At 63.6% G+C, this 18,730-nt stretch carries 15 protein-coding genes; 9 read left to right on the forward strand and 6 right to left on the reverse strand.

The window, feature by feature from the left end; genetic code table 11:
• Positions 1-6: 6 nt before the first annotated feature.
• Positions 7-1,902: a potassium transporter Kup gene (locus tag R2N11_RS24165; protein WP_199029849.1), complete on the reverse strand. Its 1,896-nt coding sequence runs from the start codon at positions 1,900-1,902 to the stop codon at positions 7-9.
• A gap of 353 nt (positions 1,903-2,255) precedes the next feature.
• On the opposite strand from R2N11_RS24165, the gene R2N11_RS24170 reads away from it, so the two are divergent.
• Positions 2,256-2,459, forward strand: coding sequence for a cold-shock protein (locus R2N11_RS24170; protein WP_021192552.1), 204 nt, complete (start codon positions 2,256-2,258; stop codon positions 2,457-2,459).
• A 212-nt stretch (positions 2,460-2,671) separates the two neighbouring features.
• Entirely contained in the window at positions 2,672-2,878 is a 207-nt protein-coding gene (locus R2N11_RS24175) for a cold-shock protein (protein WP_199029825.1), read from the forward strand.
• Positions 2,879-2,953: 75 nt separating this feature from the next.
• Here the strand turns inward: R2N11_RS24175 and R2N11_RS24180 are convergent, their stop codons facing one another.
• Entirely contained in the window at positions 2,954-4,477 is a 1,524-nt protein-coding gene (locus R2N11_RS24180; protein WP_316682667.1) for a CoA-acylating methylmalonate-semialdehyde dehydrogenase, read from the reverse strand.
• Between the two features lies 1 nt (position 4,478).
• Entirely contained in the window at positions 4,479-5,816 is a 1,338-nt protein-coding gene (gene aptA / locus R2N11_RS24185) for an omega-aminotransferase AptA (RefSeq protein ID WP_199029829.1), read from the reverse strand.
• Positions 5,817-5,976: 160 nt separating this feature from the next.
• Here aptA and R2N11_RS24190 point away from each other — a divergent pair, with 160 nt between their 5' ends.
• The 4 genes from R2N11_RS24190 to R2N11_RS24205 all read left to right on the forward strand — a co-directional run bounded on the left by R2N11_RS24190 (position 5,977) and on the right by R2N11_RS24205 (position 10,565).
• On the forward strand, positions 5,977-7,380 hold the full coding sequence (locus tag R2N11_RS24190) for an aminotransferase-like domain-containing protein (RefSeq protein WP_316682668.1): 1,404 nt from the start codon (positions 5,977-5,979) through the stop codon (positions 7,378-7,380).
• A gap of 357 nt (positions 7,381-7,737) precedes the next feature.
• Positions 7,738-8,481 carry an acetoacetate decarboxylase gene (locus tag R2N11_RS24195; protein WP_199029833.1) on the forward strand — a complete coding sequence of 248 codons (744 nt, stop codon included), beginning with the start codon at positions 7,738-7,740 and terminating at the stop codon, positions 8,479-8,481.
• A 34-nt stretch (positions 8,482-8,515) separates the two neighbouring features.
• Positions 8,516-9,301 (forward strand): 3-hydroxybutyrate dehydrogenase, encoded by a 786-nt coding sequence (locus R2N11_RS24200; protein WP_199029835.1) that lies wholly within the window; start codon positions 8,516-8,518, stop codon positions 9,299-9,301.
• 13 nt (positions 9,302-9,314) lie between these two features.
• Complete coding sequence (locus tag R2N11_RS24205) at positions 9,315-10,565, forward strand: DUF3734 domain-containing protein (protein WP_199029837.1); 1,251 nt, start codon at positions 9,315-9,317, stop codon at positions 10,563-10,565.
• Positions 10,566-10,571: 6 nt separating this feature from the next.
• On the opposite strand, the gene R2N11_RS24210 is transcribed toward R2N11_RS24205, so the two are convergent.
• Together R2N11_RS24210 and R2N11_RS24215 are read right to left on the reverse strand one after the other, a co-directional pair.
• Positions 10,572-12,707: a cation:proton antiporter gene (locus R2N11_RS24210; protein ID WP_316682669.1), complete on the reverse strand. Its 2,136-nt coding sequence runs from the start codon at positions 12,705-12,707 to the stop codon at positions 10,572-10,574.
• On the reverse strand, positions 12,704-13,804 hold the full coding sequence (locus tag R2N11_RS24215; RefSeq protein WP_316682670.1) for an oxidoreductase: 1,101 nt from the start codon (positions 13,802-13,804) through the stop codon (positions 12,704-12,706). Before R2N11_RS24215 ends, R2N11_RS24210 begins: the two co-directional genes overlap by 4 nt.
• A 314-nt stretch (positions 13,805-14,118) precedes the next feature.
• Here R2N11_RS24215 and R2N11_RS24220 point away from each other — a divergent pair, with 314 nt between their 5' ends.
• From R2N11_RS24220 to speG, 3 genes are read left to right on the forward strand one after another with little or no spacing between them, the layout of a single operon-like run.
• Positions 14,119-16,185 (forward strand): TonB-dependent receptor, encoded by a 2,067-nt coding sequence (locus tag R2N11_RS24220; RefSeq protein WP_316682698.1) that lies wholly within the window; start codon positions 14,119-14,121, stop codon positions 16,183-16,185.
• Positions 16,186-16,207: 22 nt separating this feature from the next.
• Positions 16,208-17,350 carry a PepSY-associated TM helix domain-containing protein gene (locus tag R2N11_RS24225; protein ID WP_316682671.1) on the forward strand — a complete coding sequence of 381 codons (1,143 nt, stop codon included), beginning with the start codon at positions 16,208-16,210 and terminating at the stop codon, positions 17,348-17,350.
• 56 nt (positions 17,351-17,406) lie between these two features.
• Complete coding sequence (gene speG, locus R2N11_RS24230; RefSeq protein WP_316682672.1) at positions 17,407-17,949, forward strand: spermidine N1-acetyltransferase; 543 nt, start codon at positions 17,407-17,409, stop codon at positions 17,947-17,949.
• A 13-nt stretch (positions 17,950-17,962) separates the two neighbouring features.
• Here speG and R2N11_RS24235 read toward each other — a convergent pair whose 3' ends face one another.
• A complete protein-coding gene (locus R2N11_RS24235; protein ID WP_316682673.1) occupies positions 17,963-18,667 on the reverse strand; it encodes an ArsR/SmtB family transcription factor in 705 nt (234 codons plus the stop codon).
• Between the last annotated feature and the right edge of the window lie 63 nt (positions 18,668-18,730).

Here is an 18,730-nt window from a genome sequence, read left to right on the forward strand (position 1 = left end):
TCGAGGTTAGATCTCCACCTTGCTCCCCAGCTCAACCAACCGGTTGGCGGGAATCCGGAAGAAGTCCGATGGTTTGGCGCTGTTGTGCTGCATCCAGGCAAACAGCGACTCGCGCCACATCGCCATGCCGGGCAGCGGTGACGGCACCACCGTGGCGCGCGTAATGAAGAACGACGTCTCCATATCCTCAAACACGATATTCAGACGCTGGCCCACGTTCTTGACGATGTCGTCGACAGCGGGGGTTTCCTTGAAGCCGAAATCCACCACTGCGGTGTAGATGTCTTCGCCGATGGTCTTGAGCACCATCCGCTTGGCGGGCTCCACATAAGGCACGGCCAGCGTGCGGAAGTGAATGAACAGCACGCGCTTGTGCAGCACGTGGTTGTGCTTGAGGTTGTGCAACAGCGCCAGCGGCACGAACTCGATGCTCGGCGTGAGATACACAGCCGTACCATCCACGCGATATGGCGGATGGCGCAACAGGCCTTCCATGAAAGGTTCAAGCGGAATGCCGCCCTCCACGTTGCGCGCCTTGAGCAACTGCGTGCCCGTGTGCCACGTCACCATCAGGAAAAAGATCAGGCCGCCCAACAGCAGCGGGAACCAGCCACCTGCTGCAATCTTCAGCAGGTTGGCGCTGAAGAACGACAGGTCCACCGCCAGAAACACGGTGCCGAGGCAGGCCACCACGGGCAGACTCCACTTCCATGCGTTGTGCATGACGACGGTCACCAAGCCCGTGGTCAACAGCATGGTGGTCGTCACGGCAATGCCGTAGGCAGCCGCCAGATTGTCGGATTTGCCGAAGGCAAGCACCACTGCCACCACCAGCAACAGCAGGATGTAGTTCACGACCGGCACATAGATCTGGCCGATTTCCACATCCGACGTATAGAGAATCTTCATGCGTGGTGCATAACCCAAGTGCACAGCCTGCGCCGTCATCGAGAACGCACCGGAGATGACTGCCTGCGATGCGATCACGGTGGCGGCTGTCGCCAGCACCACCATCGGCCCGACGGCCCAGCTCGGCATCAACAAGAAAAATGGATTCTGCACGGCAGAAGGCTCGCGCAGCAGCAATGCGCCTTGCCCGAAATAATTCAGCAGCAGGCAAGGCATGGCGATGTAGAACCATGCAAAGCGGATCGGCCGCGCACCGAAGTGGCCCATGTCGGCATAGAGCGCCTCGGCACCGGTCAACGCCAGGAACACTGAGCCAAACACGATGAACGCCAGAATGGTGTGCCGGAACGCAAATTCCAGAGCATAGGTGGGGCTCAACGCCACAAGCACCTGCGGAGACTTCACCACCGAGGCCAGTCCAATCAGCCCCAACAGCACGAACCAGATCAACATAATCGGCCCGAACAGGCGCCCGACCACGTGCGTGCCCTGCTTCTGCAGCAGAAACAAGCCAATCAGCACCACCAACGCCAGCGGCAACACCCACGTCTGCAGCGCGGGCGCCATGATTTCCATACCTTCAATGGCGGAGAGCACCGAGATGGCCGGCGTGATGACCGCGTCGCCGTAGAACATCGCGGCACCCAACAGGCCAAGCATCATGAGCGTGCGGGTGAACCGGGCACCGCCGCCGCTGGCGCGCATTGCCAGCGCTGTCAATGCAAGGATGCCGCCTTCGCCGTTGTTGTCGGCGCGCATGACGAACACCACATATTTGATGGAAACCACCAGCGTCATCGCCCAAAACAGCATCGACAGGATGCCGAAAACGGTCTGGTCCGAGAACGGAACCCCATGCTCGGGGTTGAAGCATTCCTTTAATGCATACAAGGGGCTGGTGCCGATGTCCCCGAAAACCACGCCGATCGCCCCCACCATGGTGACCATCAACGCGGGTTTTTTTGTGATTGTGCTGGCGGTGGCTGTCGTCATGGTTGCCTGCGACTGGAACGGCGGGAGCACACGCAATTTTCGTGCGAGATCTGCCATGCCGCCCACGCCTAGCGCGGCTTTGGAGTGCGGCAGAAGCCACTAAAGCTTAGGTGAAAACGCTCGGTTTTGTGCGAGTGTTTGCACCGATGGCGAGAACGCCCGGACCCTGATGCGCCCGGCAGGCATCGTCTATGCTTGATCTAAACAAGAGAAGTGAAAAAAACAGACTTTGACGAGGAGACGCGCCAAGCATATATTCACCAAACGATCGTTTGGCCGGTTTGGCCGGGTCTGCCTGCTGTGTTTCTCTTGGCCGGCGGCCGATCGATTTCTCAACTTTACGACTCAAGATCATGGCTACTGGTACTGTTAAGTGGTTCAACGACGCAAAGGGCTTCGGCTTCATTACCCCGGATGACGGCGGTGAGGACCTTTTCGCGCATTTCTCTGCGATCAATGCGGCGGGCTTCAAAAGCCTGAAGGAAGGTCAAAAGGTATCGTTTGACGTCACGCAAGGCCCGAAGGGTAAGCAGGCGTCGAATATCGTGCCGCAGTAAGTCGAAGGCCGGGGCACAGGCACCGCCAAGATCGTCATTGCGATTGCAGGACGGCGCGCCATCCTTCCGGGCAGGCGGCGCGCCGGTCAAAAGCCCCTAGAAGTCAGGTTGTAAGGGTTGTTCAGTACGTGTTTGCCATCAAGCGGTCGAAGGGCTGCCGCCTCCTAAACAGCGGCGCTCCGGTTTGACGAAGTCCCTCATGGGAGAATGCAATGGCCAGCCGAATTGAAGATAACGCCGTTCAATATGATCCGCCCGCCGGGGCAGCTGCAGAAATGCACGCTGCCCCGCGTTTTATTCGGGATTCGGAGATCCAGTTTTCACGCGCCCCCGCATTCCACGAAGGCCAGCGTGTGAGTTTCGATATCGAGATCGGCCCGGATGGCGAGCCGATCGCCGTGAATATCAAGCCAATATGACGGTGCGGTTGACCAACCGCATGCTCAAAGAAAAAAGGGAGGCATAGCCTCCCTTCTTCATTGCTGCATACCGCTTTACTTGGCAGTCGGCATGACGAACTCGGCGCCCTTGGCAATCGAATCCGGCCAGCGTTGCATCACGCTCTTGTAGCGTGTGTAAAAACGTACACCCTCTTCGCCATAGGCGTGGTGATCGCCAAACAGCGAGCGCTTCCAGCCGCCAAAGCTGTGCCAGGCCATCGGCACCGGAATCGGCACGTTAATGCCGACCATGCCCACCTGAATCTGCCTTGCAAACGCACGCGCCACGCCACCGTCGCTGGTGTAGCACGACACGCCATTGCCATATTCGTGCGCGTTGATCAGGTCCACCGCCTCGGCAAAATCGTGCACACGCACCACTGACAGCACTGGGCCGAAGATCTCTTCCTTATAGATCGTCATGTCAGGCTTGACATGATCGAACAACGTACCGCCCGTGAAGAAGCCTTGTGCGTGGCCATCCACCGTATGGCCGCGGCCATCCACCACCAGCTTGGCGCCCTCTTCCACACCCTTGGCGATATAGCCTTCCACCTTGGCCTTGTGCGCGCCGGTAACGAGCGGGCCCATTTCGCTGTCGGCGTCCATACCGTTGCCGATCTTGAGCGCTTTCGCGCGTTCCGCCAGACGCGGCACGAGCTTGTCCGCAACATCGCCCACCGCCACGGCCACGGAGATCGCCATGCAGCGCTCGCCGGCCGAACCGTAGCCGGCGCCGATCAATGCATCGACAGCCTGGTCGAGATCGGCATCGGGCATCACCACTAGATGGTTCTTCGCACCGCCCAGCGCCTGCACGCGCTTGCCGTGCTTCGTACCTTCCGTATAGATGTACTCGGCGATGGGCGTGCTGCCGACGAAGGACAGCGCCTGCACATCCGGATGCACCAGCAGCGCATCCACGGCATCCTTGCCGCCTTGCACAACGTTGAACACGCCATCGGGCAGACCGGCTTGCTTGAGCAGATCGGCAATCATCAGGCTCGGGCTCGGGTCACGTTCGCTCGGCTTGAGGATGAACGTGTTGCCGCAGGCCAGCGCCACCGGCGCCATCCACATCGGCACCATGAAGGGGAAGTTGAACGGCGTGATGCCGGCCACCACGCCCAGCGGTTGGCGCAGGTTCCAGTTGTCGATGCCGCCGCCGATGTTGTCGGTGAATTCCGTCTTGAGCAGGTTCGGGATGCCGCAGGCAAACTCCACCACCTCAATGCCGCGCGTGACTTCGCCCTTGGCATCGGAGAACACCTTGCCGTGTTCGCGGGTGATGGCCGCAGCCAGAGCGTCGTGATTCTGGTCGAGCAGTTCCTTGAACTTGAACAGAACGCGCGAGCGCTTGAGCGGCGAGGTCTCGGCCCACGCCGCTGCAGCGGCCTGCGCGGCAGCCACGGCGGCATCCACCTCAGCCTTGCCACCCAGCAGCACCTGCGCACTCACGGCGCCGGTGGCGGGGTTGAACACATCGGCACTACGTGTGCCTGCGCCGGCATAGCGCTGCCCGCCAATGTAGTGGCTGACCACGGATTCGGTGACGGCAGGGTCAATCGGTCGGTTCATCTCAAGCTACCTCTTGCAGAACGGTACGGACGGTGTCGAAGATGCGCGCAATCTGCGCCTCGTCGATGATGAGCGGTGGCGAGAATGCCAGGATGTCGCCGGTGTAGCGCACCAGCACGCCGCGCTCCAGGCATTTCAAGAAGACTTCGTACGCGCGTGCACCAATCGCACCCGGGCGCGATTCCAGCTCGATGCCGGCCACCAGCCCCAAGTTGCGGATGTCCTTGACGTGCGGGGCGCCCTTGACCGAATGCGCCGCGGCTTCAAACGCCGGCGACAGCGCGCGCGCACGCTCGAACAAACCCTCACTGCGATACAGGTCGATAGCGGCAACCGCAGCGGCGGCGGCCAGCGGGTGTGCGGAATAGGTATAGCCGTGGAACAACTCGATCGCACCCGGCGCACCGGCGTCGATGATGGTGTCGTGCAGCGACTGGCGTACGGCCACGGCGCCCATCGGCACGGCGGCATTGTTGATGCCCTTGGCCATCGTCAGCAGATCCGGCGTCACGCCAAAGAACGCCGACGCGGTAGCGGCACCCAGGCGGCCGAAACCGGTGATGACCTCATCAAAGATCAGCAGGATGCCGTGCTTGTCACACAGCGCGCGCAGGCGCTGCAGGTAGCCCTTGGGTGGCACCAGCACGCCCGTCGAACCCGCCAGCGGCTCGACAATGACTGCTGCAATGGTGGACGCGTCATGCAGCGTGACGAGGCGCTCCAGCTCATCGGCGAGGTGTTCACCCCAGGCCGGTTGGCCCTTGGAGAATGCGTTGTGCTCCGGCGCATGCGTATGCGGCAGGTGGTCAACACCCGGAATCAGGTTGCCCGAAAACGCCTTGCGGTTCGGCGAGATACCGCCCACCGAAATGCCCCCGAAGCCCACGCCGTGATAGCCGCGCTCACGGCCAATCAAGCGGGTGCGTTGCCCCTCGCCACGTGCTCGGTGGTAGGCCAGCGCGATCTTGAGCGCCGTGTCCACCGCCTCCGAACCGGAGTTGACGAAGAAGATGCGGTTCAGCCCTTCCGGCATCAGCTCGGCCACTTTCTCGGCCGCGCGGAAGGCCATCGGGTGGCCCATCTGGAAGGTGGGTGCGAAATCCAGCGTGCTGGCCTGCGCGGTGATGGCGTCGACGATCTCCTTGCGGCTGTGGCCAGCGTTGACGCACCACAGGCCGGCCGTGCCGTCCAGCACTTCACGGCCGTCAGCGTCGCGGTAGTACATGCCTTGTGCCGACGTGAGCAGGCGCGGTGCGGCCTTGTACTGGCGGTTGGCCGTAAACGGCATCCAGAAGTAGGACAGATCAGTCGTTTCCAGCGGGTGCGGTGCGGGTTTCATCGGCGTCTCCGGAAGAAAAGCAGGCAAGCGTGCATGCAGCACAACGGTTCGGGCAAACTGTACAGAGTCACACGCACTGCGGACATGCACAGATGACGGTTCTATACGAAACTGTATAGGTGCCCGCCGCGCTTATGTCGCTCAGATGCCGCATCGCAACATGCAACTCGAACTCGATCCCCATCATCCCCAGCGTACGTTGGTCGATCAGATAGTCCAAGGCATTCGTGCCGCCGTGGAAAGCCGCAGCCTGCCGCCAGGCACACGGCTGCCCTCGGTGCGCAAGCTTGCTCAGGCACACGACGTCAGCACGTTCACGGTGGCCGAGGCCTACACGCGGCTGGCCGCGCTGGGGGCCATCGTGGCGCGGCCGCGCTCGGGCTATCTGGTGGCCGCACGTGCGCCTGCACAGCCTGCGCCCGTCGCACCGCGCTGGGAGCCGCCCAAGCTCAACGCTGCATGGCTGCTGTCGGATGTGTTTGCCGATCGCTCCATCGCCATCAAGCCAGGCTGCGGTTGGCTGCCGAACGATTGGCTGGACGAGCGCGGCGTGCAAGAGGCGATGCGCGCCGTGAGCCGGGTTTCTGCATTGCGCGTGGCGGGCTACGGGCACCCGTGGGGCTATGCACCGCTGGGCGAGTACGTGGCGGAGTCGCTCACCCTGCGCGGGTTGCCCGTCGAACGCTCGCAGGTACTGCTGACCAGCGGAGCCACCCAGGGGCTCGACCTGATCGTGCGCACCCTGTTCAAAGCCGGTGACGTGGTGGCCGTGGATGAGCCGGGCTATTGCAATGTGCTTCAGGTGCTGAAACTGGCCGGCCTGCGCGTAGTCGGCGTGCCCCGCACGCCAGATGGGTTGGACACAGCGGCCCTGGAGGCCATCCTGCGCACCGATGATGCCGAACGCCCACGCGCGCTCTTCACCAGCTCCGTGCTGCAGAACCCCACCGGCACCTCGATGACCGCGCAGAACGCCTACCGCGTGTTGCAACTGGCCGAGCAGCACGGCCTATGGATCGTCGAAGACGACCTGCACCGCGAACTGGCCGACCCCGCCGCACCCATGCTGGCCGCGCTCGATGGCCTGCGGCGCACGCTGTATGTAAGCGGTTTCTCCAAGACAATCTCGCCGTCGCTGCGTTCGGGGTATGTGGTCGCGGATGCCGCCATCACGCGCGAATTGGCCCGTACCAAGATGGCCGTCGCCCTCACCTCATCGGAAATCACCGAGCGCATCGTGCATGCGTTCGTGACCCGGCCGGGCTATGCAGAGCACGTGACGCGACTCATTGCGCGCCTGGCCAAAGCGCATGCCGACGCGGAGGCCCGGATGCGCGAGCACGGTGCCGTCACGTTCGATACGCCGGGGCGGGGGCTCTTCCTGTGGGCGCGCCTGCCGGGCCACCCGAATGCCGCCGCATTGGCCGACCAGGCAATCGGCCACAACATCTGGCTGGCACCGGGCCAGTATTTCCGCACCAACGAGGCGCTCGATCCTTGGCTACGCTTTAACGTGGCCTACTCCGCCGAGCCCGCACTGTGGGCATTCCTGAGCCAGCAATAGCGGCGCCCTCAAGCGCAACAACGCATTGCGCCCGTCAACCAAGGTTGTGGGTTTCGCATATATATGCGGCTTCGCAGTCCAATATTTGCCCATGCAATCATATAAATACGCATGGGAAACATCCCTCGGTACCGGTGATTCGCATCCGCATGTGACGATTTGACCGTCCTGTCACATAAGCCCGGCAGGATCGACTTTTGCGTCACATGCGTGTCGGCCGGCGCACCACCGTCAGGCTTTGTCTATCGTGTTCCAGGCGCGCCGGCTTCACACAACTGGTTCCACGGCCGGCTGATTTCTCGTTTTTCTCGCTGTCCGAAATCCCTCTCCTCGATCCCTCACCGCACAAGGAGTGCCATGGATATCAAGACTGTCCGCGAAACCGCGTTCGCGATGCCGATCACGAGCCCGGCCTACCCGCCCGGCCCGTACCGCTTTATCCACCGTGAGTTCTTCATCATCACGTACCGCACCGACCCGGCCAAGCTGCGCGCCATGGTGCCCGAGCCGCTGGAAGTGCCCGAGCCGCTGGTTGCCTATGAGTTCATCCGCATGGCCGACTCCACGGGCTTTGGCGACTACACCGAGAGCGGCCAGGTGATCCCCGTCACCTACGAGGGCAAGCCCGGCACCTATACGCTGGCGATGTACCTGGACGACCATCCGCCCCTGGCAGGCGGCCGCGAGATGTGGGGCTTCCCCAAAAAACTCGCCAGCCCCAAGCTCGAGACCGACAAGGACACGCTGATCGGCACGCTCGACTACGGCCCCGTGCGTGTCGCCACAGGCACCATGGGCTACAAGCACCGAGAACTGGATCTGGCCGAGCAGAAGCGCCGGCTGGGGCTACCCAACTACCTGCTCAAGATCATCCCGCACGTGGACGGCAAGACCGCGCGCATCTGCGAGCTGTCGCGCAACTATATGGTCGATATCGACATGAAAGGCGCCTGGAGCGGCCCCGCCTCGCTGGAGCTCGCCCACCACGCGCTGGCGCCGGTGGCCGAACTGCCGGTGCTGGAGATTGTCGAAGCTCGGCACATCATTGCAGACCTGACCCTCGGCATGGGCGAGGTCGTGTTCGACTACCTCGCGCAGTAATCCCTCCCCCGTCAACCCTCACGGAGTACACAACATGTCTGATTTGAAAGGCAAAGTCGCTGTTGTCACAGGCGCCGCCAGCGGCATCGGCAAGCAGATCGCCCTCACGCTCGCCAATTCGGGCGCGGCTATCGCCATCGTTGACCTGAACGAAGATGGCGCAAAGGCCGTCGCCAAGGAGATCACCGATGCGGGCGGCCGCGCCATCGGCCTGCGCATGGACGTGACCGATGAGCAAGCCGTTGACAGCGGCATCGACCGCGTGGCGGAAGAGCTCGGTTCGGTCGACATCCTCGTCTCGAACGCCGGCATCCAGATCGTCAACCCGTTCGTGAGCTACTCGTTTGCCGACTGGAAGAAGATGCAGGCCATCCATGTCGACGGCGCCTTCCTGACCACGCGTGCAGCGCTGCGCCACATGTACAAGGACGACCGTGGCGGCGTGGTGATCTACATGGGTTCGGTGCACTCGCACGAAGGCTCGCCGCTCAAGTCAGCCTACGTGGCGGCCAAGCACGCACTGCTGGGCCTGAACAAGGTGCTGGCCAAGGAAGGCGCGGCACACAACGTGCGCTCGCACGTGGTATGCCCGGGCTTTGTGCGCACGCCGCTGGTTGAAAAGCAGATTCCCGAGCAGGCCAAGGAACTCGGTATCAGCGAGGAAGACGTCGTGAAGAAGGTCATGCTGGGCGAGACGGTGGACGGCGTGTTCACCACCGTGGAAGACGTGGCCGAGACAGTGCGCTTCCTGGCGACCTTCCCGAGCGCCGCGCTGACCGGCCAGTCGTTCGTGGTCAGCCACGGCTGGTTCATGCAGTAAGAACGGAGGAGACATGCCCGCACCCAAGCTACGCGTGGCGGCCAGCCGCGCCAAGTCCAACGACACTGCGCAAGCCGCCGGCACCTCGCCGTCACGCATTGAACTGCCGCCCTACGAAAACATCGCGCTGGTGCTGCAAGGCGGCGGCGCGCTCGGCTCGTATCAGGCCGGCGTGTTCGAAGGGCTGGATGCGGCCGGCATCATGCCGAACTGGATTGCGGGCATCTCCATCGGGGCGTTGAACACGGCCATCATCGCGGGCAACGCGCCTGAGCACCGGTTGGCAAGGCTGCGCGAGTTCTGGCAGATCATCACGCAGCCGACCTTCTCGCCACCGCTGCCGGACATCCTGGAAAACGCATGGTTTGACGGCAACTCGCATCTGCGCAAATGGCTGACCGCCATGCAGGCGGCCGACACCCTCATCGAGGGGCAGCGCGGTTTCTTCACACCACGTATTCCCGCGCCGCTGCCGGCCAATGAAATGGACCCGCTCGACGCCAGTTACTACGACACGACACCGTTGAAGGCCACGCTTGAGCGCCTGTGCGATTTCGATCGCATCAACGACGGTGGCATCCGCGTATCGGTGGGCGCTGTGAACGTTCGCACCGGCAACCTGGAAGCCTTCGACAACACCGAGCGCCGCTTGTGCGCGGAGCACTTCATGGCCTCCGGCGCGCTGCCGCCGGGCTTCCCGCCGGTGCTGATCGACGGCGAGTACTACTGGGATGGCGGTGTCGTCTCCAACACGCCGCTGTCGTACGTGCTGGGCACCAAGCCACGCCGCGACACGCTCGTGTTTCAGGTGGACTTGTGGAGCGCACTGGGGCCGGTGCCCAACACCATGATCGGCGTAGCCAGCCGTCAGAAGGATCTGCAGTATTCCAGCCGCACCCGGCTCATCACCGACTGGATGGAGCGCTCGCAATCGACGCGCCGGTTGGTGCGCAAGTTGCTCGACCACCTGCCGGAGGAGGAATTCAAGCGCTCGCCATGGTACAAGCACGCGCAAGAACTGGCCTGCGCCAAACGCTACAACGTGATCCACCTGATCTACGCGGCCAAGGAGCACGAAGGGCCAGGTAAGGACATCCAGTTTGGGCCATCCACCATGCGCGACCACTGGGGCTCGGGTCTGGCGGACATCCGCGAATCGCTCTCGCACCCCGAGTGGCTAGCAATGCCCGATGACGAGTCCGGCTTCGTCACACACGATATCCACCGCCACGCGCACGCCGAGCGGCGCGGCAAGCGGCTCTAAGGCCGGCTAACCGGGCGGCTGCGGCGCGCTTGCCTGCTGCGCACGCAGCGTCCGCAGCGACACGCCCAATGGCGGCCGCGGCAACGCCGCCGACCACGCCCGGCGGATCACGCCGCTGATCTGCTTGTAGACCTCCTTCGAGATCACCGTTTCGGCCAGCATGGCGTCAATCTTGTTCTGGCCGATGTGCAGCGCAAACAGCAACAGCAGGCGCTTTTCGAGCACGGCGCTGTAATCGCCAAACTTGTCGCGCAACTCGGTCAACCCTTCTTCTGCGGCTTCGATCCGCGCGATGAGCACGCCGTCGAGCAAGTCCGCCATGCGCTCGCCCAGTACCGGCTGCAATGACAAGCGGTTGTAGGCACGCAAGCGCTCCAGCACGGTCTGCCGGCAGACCAACAGCTCGAAGCGGTCAGCCAGCGCATTGGCCAGCGGCCGGTCGATATGCGCAACCCGGTGGACCCAGAACGCAGCGCGATAGCCGATGTGCTTGGCAAGAATTCGGCGCGATGCGCGCTTGTACCCAACGCGCCCCTCTGCGCGCGCCGCGTCGATCATGTCGGCGGTGTTGCGCATCATCACATCGAGGTTGCGGATGGAAACCAGGCCGTTGCCGTATTCGGGAATCAGCTCGCGCTCACGCGTGGCCAGCGAGACCAACCCGATGGTCAAACGCTCGCGCTCTGACAATGCGTCTTCAAGGTTCAACTCGGCAGCGCCGGCTGCCACTTCCAGCCGGTACGCTTCTGCCGCCTGATCTGTTGCCCCCGCCGCAAAGTGAAAGTGCCCACCGATGCGGCGCATGATCGACTCCACTTCCACCGTCGACAGGTTCAGCGCCTGCCGCTGCAGCGCCTGCTCCTGCGGCGAGAGCTGGTCGAGCCCGAGCTGGTGCATCACCCAGCGCAGTGTCGCGCCGTTGAAGAGCACGCTCACCAGCACGAAACCCGTGGCGAGGATGGTGACGAAATGGCGATCGGCCACGTGCACCGCGGCGTTCTCGGCCACGCCCAGCGCCAGTACCAAGGTGACGGCGCCGCGCAGGCCACCCCATGCAATCGCCAGCTTGTAGGCATGACTGACCGGCGCTGAGAGCTTGCACCACGCGAGCGCCGGCAACAGGCCAAACAGCACGGCCAGGCGCGCTGCCAGCGCAGCCACCACAACCACCGCCAGCCACAGCGCGTCTTTCCACACCACGCCGTGCAACAGCTCGGGCACGCGCACCGCAGCCAACAGGAAGACCACCGCCCCCGCCAGCGCTGCAATCTGCTCCCAGATCAACTGCAGGTGCGACCAGTTGCGTGGCGCCAGGCGCGTGCGCCCCAGCGCGCCGATCACCAGCCCCGCGCACACCACAGACACCACGCCCGACACGTCGAGCACGTTCTCCGCCACGAGGTACAGCGGATACGGCAACGCAAGCGTCCATGCGGCTTCCGCCTGCGCAATGCCGTGCAGCGCCGGCAACAGGAACGCGGCAACACGCCCGGCAATCAAGCCAAAGAGCACACCACCACCAAATGCCTTGGCCAGTTCACGCAGGCCACCGCTGACCGTCGCATCGGTGCCGTGGCCCGTGAGCATAGCCAACAACACACCCATGATGGCAATGGCCGCCGCATCGTTGAGCAACGCCTCGCCCTCCACCAACCGGATCAGCCGCGCCGGCGCGCCCACATCGCGAAACACGGCAATCACAGCGGACGGGTCCGTGGTGGCAATCATCGCGCCCAGCAACAGGCAAGTGACGATGCCAAACGGCGTGACCGCCGCCGCAGCCAAGCCGATGACGCCCGTGGCCACGATCACTGCCACGATGGCCAGCATAAGAATGGGGGCGGCGTCCGGTGCCATGCTGCGCACGTCCACCGACAGCGCCGCCTGAAACAGCAGCGGCGGCAGGAACAACCACAGATAGGCTTCTGCCGGCCAGCTTGGATCAATGAGCGGTGCAAAGAAGGTCGTCGCAAATGCAGGCGCCGTATTCTGCAAGCCCACATAAGCGCCGCCGATGCCGATACCCGCCAGCGCCAGCAGCGTCGATTCGGGCAGCGTCAGTCGCGAAGCCAGCATCTGCACCAGCGCCACCACGGCGAGCAAACCGCCCGCCACCAGCAAGAGGATGACGACGCCGTTCACGAGGTGGACTCCCGTACGGCAAGCCAATCGGTGCGCTCGGTGTCGGTCAGGTCCGGCACAACCGCTATGCCCGTCTCGGCAGCAGCGATCGCCGCTTCGAGCACCGCCATAACCGCCAATGCCTGAACCGGAGGAACAGGATTGGGGCGTTGACCGAGGATGGCATCGCGCACGGCAGCGTAGTACGCGCGCTGGTCACCCACAGGTGTGGCGACATCGCTTGCCGATGACGTCGCACCATCGATGAGAGCGCCCGTATCGGCATCCGCGCCCCAGCCCTGCGCACCGGGCATCATGCCGGCCAGCAGTTGCGCTTCCTGCTGATCCATACCGCGTTTGATGAAAGAGCCGCGCGTGCCATGCACGATCCAGCGCGGTGCGCCGCCGGCCACCAGCATGCTGGCGTGCAGGATGGTGCGGCGTTCGCCGTGGTGGAGAACCACGTGCGCCCAATCGGCAGTCTCCGCACCGGGGCGTTGCCGGGCGAACGAGGCGCTCACCGCATCGGGCAGGCCGAGCAGCAGCAACGCCTGGTCAATCAGATGCGGGCCGAGATCAAACCAGATGCCGGTGCCCTGCCCGGCCTGTTCGCGCCAACGCGCCCGCACCTGCGGGCGATAGCGGTCGAAATGCGCCTCCACGTGCATTGCTTCGCCCACGGCACCGCTGGCAATCACTGCCTGCACGGCAAGGAAATCACTGTCCCAACGCCGGTTCTGGAAAACCGACAGCAAACGCCCGGTCTCCCGCGCCGCGTAGGCCAGATGCCGTGCCTCCGCCAGCGTGACCGTAAAGGGCTTGTCCACCACAACGTGCTTGCCGGCACGCAGCGCGGCTTCAGCCAGCGGCGCGTGGCGGTCGTTGGGTGCGGCAATGACAACGAGATCGACCTCCCGGTGCACCGCTGCCGCTTCGGGCGCGCAAACCACAGCGTCCGGCCGGTCTGCGAGCACAGCGTCCGGCCGGTTCGAACCAATTACATGCAGGAGCAGACCCGGCGTGGCATCGATCAGGGCCGCGTGGAACAGCTTGCCCGCATACCCATAGCCCACCAGGGCAACGCGCAGGGGGCTCAATGGATGTGGTGAGGACGACATATCAGGAAAAGGCAGAAAGCAACTGAGTCAGACACAGCGCACGCAACTTGGTGCCGAAAATTCGCAATTGACTCATGGAAAGTTGCTGAATCTTGTACCCGCAAACGTTGCATTCCGTCAAAAGCATGATTTAACTCTCTTGTAAATAGGAATTGTTCTCATTATTATTTGCGCCTTCACAAAGTGAAGGCGCCGCAGATGACGGCGCCCTTCCCCATACCGGGGCTTTTTACTTTACGGGAACTGCAATGCCGCCGAATTTTCGACGAGATGGCCTGCGCCTGTCTCTGGCCGTCCTTGGAACCCTGCCGCTCATGCACGTGGCGGCGGCTGCCGACACGATTGCGGCCGCCGATGCCGGCACGCTGCCGACGTCCACCGTCAAGGGCACGCGCAGCAGCACGAGCTACGACACGCCTGTTGCCAACACGGCCACGAAGATTCCCGTGCCGTTGCGCGAGATTCCACAGTCGGTCAACGTCGTGCCGCGCGCGGTCATCCAGGATCAGGGCGCGCTGTCGCTCAAGGACACCCTGCGCAATGTGCCCGGCGTATCGGCCTCGCTGGGCGATGCGCAACGCGATCAGGTGACCATTCGCGGCTTCTCGTCAATCAACGATCAGTACGTCGACGGCCTGCGCGATGACTCGCTGTACTTCCGCGATCTGTCGAACATCGACCGCATTGAAGTGCTGAAGGGCCCGGCTGCCGTGCTGTACGGGCGCGGCTCGTCGGGCGGCATCATCAACCGCGTCACCAAGAAGCCACTGGCCACGCCGCTGGCCGAAATTGGCGTGCTGGTGGGCACCGAGCGCCAGAAGCGCGCCGAGTTCGACCTGAACACCTCCATCAACGACGACGCCATTCGCGCGCGCATCACCGGTGCGGTGGAAGACTCGGGCGGTTTCCGCAACGACTACTTCCTGCGCCGTCAGGCGATTTCGCCATCGTTCCTGTTCAACCTGTCACCCGACACCAAGCTGACGGTGCAGTTCGACTACCTGCACGACAAGCGCATTGCCGACCAGGGCGTGCCGTCGTACCACGGCCGCCCCGTGGATGTGCCCATCGGCACGCGCTACGGCTCGGCCGATGCGGGCGCGGGCAACATCGACACCACCGTCAAGAGCGTGACAGGCACACTGGATCATCGCTTCAACGATCAGTGGTCGTTCCACAGCGTGGTGCGCAACTATGAATACTCGCTGGGCCGCAACAACTACACGACCGTGAAGAGCGTGAACGACGGCCCGATCCCGACCGTCACGCTCAACGTCAACCAGCGCAACCGCAGCGATCGCGGCACCGTGTGGCAAAACGAGCTGACGCAGAAAGCCGAGACCTGGGGCATCCAGCACACGCTGCTGTACGGCATCGAACTGGGCTATCAGGACAAGAGCGACCGCGTGGCGTCCACCCCGGGCAACTTCAACGTCAACCTGTTCAATCCGGTGCTGCCGCTACTGCCCACGGTGCCCGCCAACGCCACGCCCAACAACTACGGCCTCTCGCACAACGAAACGTACGCCGCGTATGTGCAGGACCTGATCAAGTTCTCGCCGCAATGGACGGTGTTGGCCGGCCTGCGCTATGAAGCGCTCAAGCAGAGCCGCACAGACCTTACGCCCAGGAACCAGAACTACGCGCGCACCGACACACCGGTCAGCCCGCGCCTGGGGGTGGTGTATCACCCGGTGGAGCCGCTCTCGCTCTACGCGTCTTACAGCCGCTCGTTCCAGCCGGTGGCGGACAGCTTCAGCGTGTACCCGAACAGCAGTGCACTGGCGCCGCAATCCACGACCAACTACGAGATCGGCGCCAAATACGATGTGTCGGCCAACGCCAGCCTGACCGCCGCACTGTTCGACATGAAACAGACCAACCTGACCGGCGTAGATCCGGCCACGCAGCTGGCAGTGCCCATCGGCACGCAGCGCACGCGCGGGCTGGAGCTGTCGTTCACAGGCGAGGTGGTGAAGACGTGGTCCCTCATCGCCAGCTATGCCTATCTGAACGGCGTGCTGACCAACCCGCTCGACAAGAGCGCCGGCGTGGCCGTCAACGGCAACCAGCCGTCGCTCACGCCACGGCATAGCGGTTCGCTTTGGCTAAAGCACGATCTGCCCAATGGCTTCTATGTGGCCGGTGGCGTGCGTGCAGAGGCCTCGCGCTATGCATCGCAGTACAACGTGACGACGCTGCCGGGCTACATGACGGTCGACCTGGGTGCGGGCTATCGCAGCAAGCACGTCGACGTCACGCTCAATCTGCAGAACCTGTTCAACCGCGCGTACTACGTGTCGGCCCATGGCGGCGCCGAGAACTACAACATGCCGGGCGCCCCGCGCATGGCGCTGCTGGGCGTGCGCTACAAGATGTAAGCGTGTAAAGGGCAAACACGCGATGCTACGACGGGTGCTCTTTCGCCTGCACTGGCTGATCGGGTTGTCAGCCAGTGTGGTACTGGCCGTCGTCGGCATCAGCGGTGCGCTGATGGCGTGCGACGAAGAACTGCTGCGCTGGCTGAACCCCAGCGTGTTCAACTTGCCGGCGCGCACCGGCCCGGCGCCCACGCTGCCACAGGTAGCGGCACAGGCGCGCGCCGCCATGCCCGAGCGCCCCGTCACGTTCATCACCGCAGCCTCGGGGCCCACTGAACCCTGGCGCATCTGGTACGCGTGGCCACCGGGCAAGCGCGGCGGCAGCAGCCGCGGCGAGTTGCGCTACTTCGACCCGACCACCGGCACTTTGCTGCCCGAGGCGCGTGGGCAACGCTTCTTCGCCACCGTCAAGCTGCTGCACCGGACATTGCTGGCAGACGAGATCGGCAAGCAGATCGTTGGGGCCAGCACGATAGCGCTGGTGGTGATGGCGCTGTCGGGGCTGTACTTGCGCTGGCCGCGCCGCGTGACTAACTGGCGTAGCTGGCTCATCATCCGCTGGAGCCGCAGCGGGCGCATCCGCTGGTGGGATGTACACACCGTCATCGGCACACTGGTGCTGCCGCTCTACCTGCTGGCCGCATTGAGCGGGCTGTACTGGGCCTATGACTGGTATCGCGAAGGCCTGCAGCACATGGCCGGCATGCCGGTTACCGCCAAGCCAATGCCAACGGAAGGCCCGCGCAATTCGCTCGACAATGCGGCATTGGAGCGCACCTGGAACGCTTTCCTCGCCAAGACGTCCAACTATGCGAGTGCCACCCTGCGCATCGACGATGCGCGCACCGGCAAGGTTGACATCAACTGGCTGCCGCTCAACGCACCGCACGACCGCGCCTTCAACCGCCTGACGCTCGACGCAGCCACTGGCGCGGTCCTCCGCCAGGAATCCTTCACTGACAAGCCACCAATGCAGCGCCTGCTGGCCGGCATGTTGCCGCTGCACAATGGGCGCTACTTCGGGCCCGTCGGCATTGTGCTGGTGTTGATCGGCGCGTTGATGCTGCCGGTCTTTGCGATAACGGGGTGGTGGCTGTATCTGGATCGGCGCAAGCGCGCGCAACCGCAGCGCAAACACGCATCCTCAGCGACACGTCCTTGCTGACCACGCAGGGACGTCGATGCGATGTCGAGCGCCCTCAACACAACAAGGACAACATCATGGTGATTGAAAGAGCCCGCGACCTTTCCCTGCGCCCACTGGAGCGCAATGACCTGCGCTTCGTGCACGAGCTGAACAACGACGCGAAGATCATGCGCTACTGGTTCGAAGAACCGTACGAGACCTTCACCGAGCTGTCGCAACTCTATGACCGGCACGTACACGATCAGCGCGAACGCCGCTTCATCTGCGAGAACGACGCGGGTGAAGCCGTTGGCCTGGTCGAGCTGATGGAGCTCAACTACATCCACCGCCGAGGCGAGTTCCAGATCATCATCGCCCCCGGATGGCAAGGGCATGGCTATGCATCAATCGCGACACGTCTGGCGGTCGACTATGCCTTCATGGTGCTGAATCTGCACAAGCTGTATCTGGTCGTCGACGTGGAAAACGAGCGCGCCATCCACGTGTACGAGAAGTGTGGCTTCCAGCGTGAAGGTGAACTGATCGAAGAGTTCTTCAGCAACGGCGCGTACCACAACGCCTTGCGGATGTGCGTGTTCCAGCGCGACTACGTGAGCGCGGTGCGCGGCGCCAACTGACGAAGGCAGGCGCCTACGCCGTGCGCAGCCACGCGTGCAATTCGCGCTGCCCGAGTTCGGTCATCTCCAACGCGCGGGAGTGCTTCTGCCGCGCGAGCCAGCCCAGCGCAATACAACGCTCCGCCACGGCCGCCCCAAGCGCACCGGCCAGATGCGGGCGGCGCTCACTCCAATCCATGCAGCCGTAAGCAAAACGGCGGCGCCCGCCGCGCAAGGCCACCACGTCGACACCGATGGCGGCAAAGGCACGCTTGCCTTCGGACGTAACGTCGTAGGCGGCATGCGCTTCATCAAGCTGTTCGAGCCAACCGCGTGTCAGCAGCTTCTCTGACACCTCCGTGCCAAGCTGTCCGGCCAGATGGTCGTAGCACAGCCGTGCCGCACGCAGGTTTTCAGGCACGGTCGAACGGCGCGGGTCTGCGGGCTTTTCTGGCGCAACCACCATCAGCGATTCGATCATCTCTGCCACCGCTGGCGAGCGCAGCCCGAAGTACTTGTAGCGCCCGCTGGCCAACGAAGTGATCAGCGCATCCGCCTCCAACCGGCGCAGGTGCGCGCTGGCGGTCGCGGGCTCCACGCCGGCGCCATAGGCCAGCTCCTTGGCTGTGAGCGAGCGGCCCTCCATCAACAGCAGCAGCATGCGGATGCGGGTTGGGTCGCCAATGGTGGCGGCCACCCGGCCGATATCAGGTTGTGTCGCTGGGGAAGATGCGGTCATGGTTCGATGCAGACCAAACTGTTGGCGCGTGACAGGCGCGGGGCCAGTCCAGACAATGGGAGC

Origin of the sequence: Ralstonia flaminis (assembly GCF_958415495.1) — a bacterium.
GTDB lineage: Bacteria > Pseudomonadota > Gammaproteobacteria > Burkholderiales > Burkholderiaceae > Ralstonia > Ralstonia flaminis.

What these genes read in the sequence shown, in the direction of transcription:
- R2N11_RS24195 (WP_199029833.1), top strand. Translation starts at nt 7,738, where the DNA reads ATGGATATCAAGACTGTCCGCGAAACCGCGTTCGCGATGCCGATCACG.
- R2N11_RS24170 (WP_021192552.1), top strand. Translation starts at nt 2,256, where the DNA reads ATGGCTACTGGTACTGTTAAGTGGTTCAACGACGCAAAGGGCTTCGGC.
- R2N11_RS24205 (WP_199029837.1), top strand. Translation starts at nt 9,315, where the DNA reads ATGCCCGCACCCAAGCTACGCGTGGCGGCCAGCCGCGCCAAGTCCAAC.
- R2N11_RS24165 (WP_199029849.1), bottom strand. Translation starts at nt 1,902, where the DNA reads ATGACGACAGCCACCGCCAGCACAATCACAAAAAAACCCGCGTTGATG.
- R2N11_RS24225 (WP_316682671.1), top strand. Translation starts at nt 16,208, where the DNA reads ATGCTACGACGGGTGCTCTTTCGCCTGCACTGGCTGATCGGGTTGTCA.
- R2N11_RS24215 (WP_316682670.1), bottom strand. Translation starts at nt 13,804, where the DNA reads ATGTCGTCCTCACCACATCCATTGAGCCCCCTGCGCGTTGCCCTGGTG.
- R2N11_RS24220 (WP_316682698.1), top strand. Translation starts at nt 14,119, where the DNA reads ATGCACGTGGCGGCGGCTGCCGACACGATTGCGGCCGCCGATGCCGGC.
- aptA (WP_199029829.1), bottom strand. Translation starts at nt 5,816, where the DNA reads ATGAAACCCGCACCGCACCCGCTGGAAACGACTGATCTGTCCTACTTC.
- R2N11_RS24190 (WP_316682668.1), top strand. Translation starts at nt 5,977, where the DNA reads ATGCAACTCGAACTCGATCCCCATCATCCCCAGCGTACGTTGGTCGAT.
- R2N11_RS24200 (WP_199029835.1), top strand. Translation starts at nt 8,516, where the DNA reads ATGTCTGATTTGAAAGGCAAAGTCGCTGTTGTCACAGGCGCCGCCAGC.
- speG (WP_316682672.1), top strand. Translation starts at nt 17,407, where the DNA reads ATGGTGATTGAAAGAGCCCGCGACCTTTCCCTGCGCCCACTGGAGCGC.
- R2N11_RS24235 (WP_316682673.1), bottom strand. Translation starts at nt 18,667, where the DNA reads ATGACCGCATCTTCCCCAGCGACACAACCTGATATCGGCCGGGTGGCC.
- R2N11_RS24180 (WP_316682667.1), bottom strand. Translation starts at nt 4,477, where the DNA reads ATGAACCGACCGATTGACCCTGCCGTCACCGAATCCGTGGTCAGCCAC.
- R2N11_RS24175 (WP_199029825.1), top strand. Translation starts at nt 2,672, where the DNA reads ATGGCCAGCCGAATTGAAGATAACGCCGTTCAATATGATCCGCCCGCC.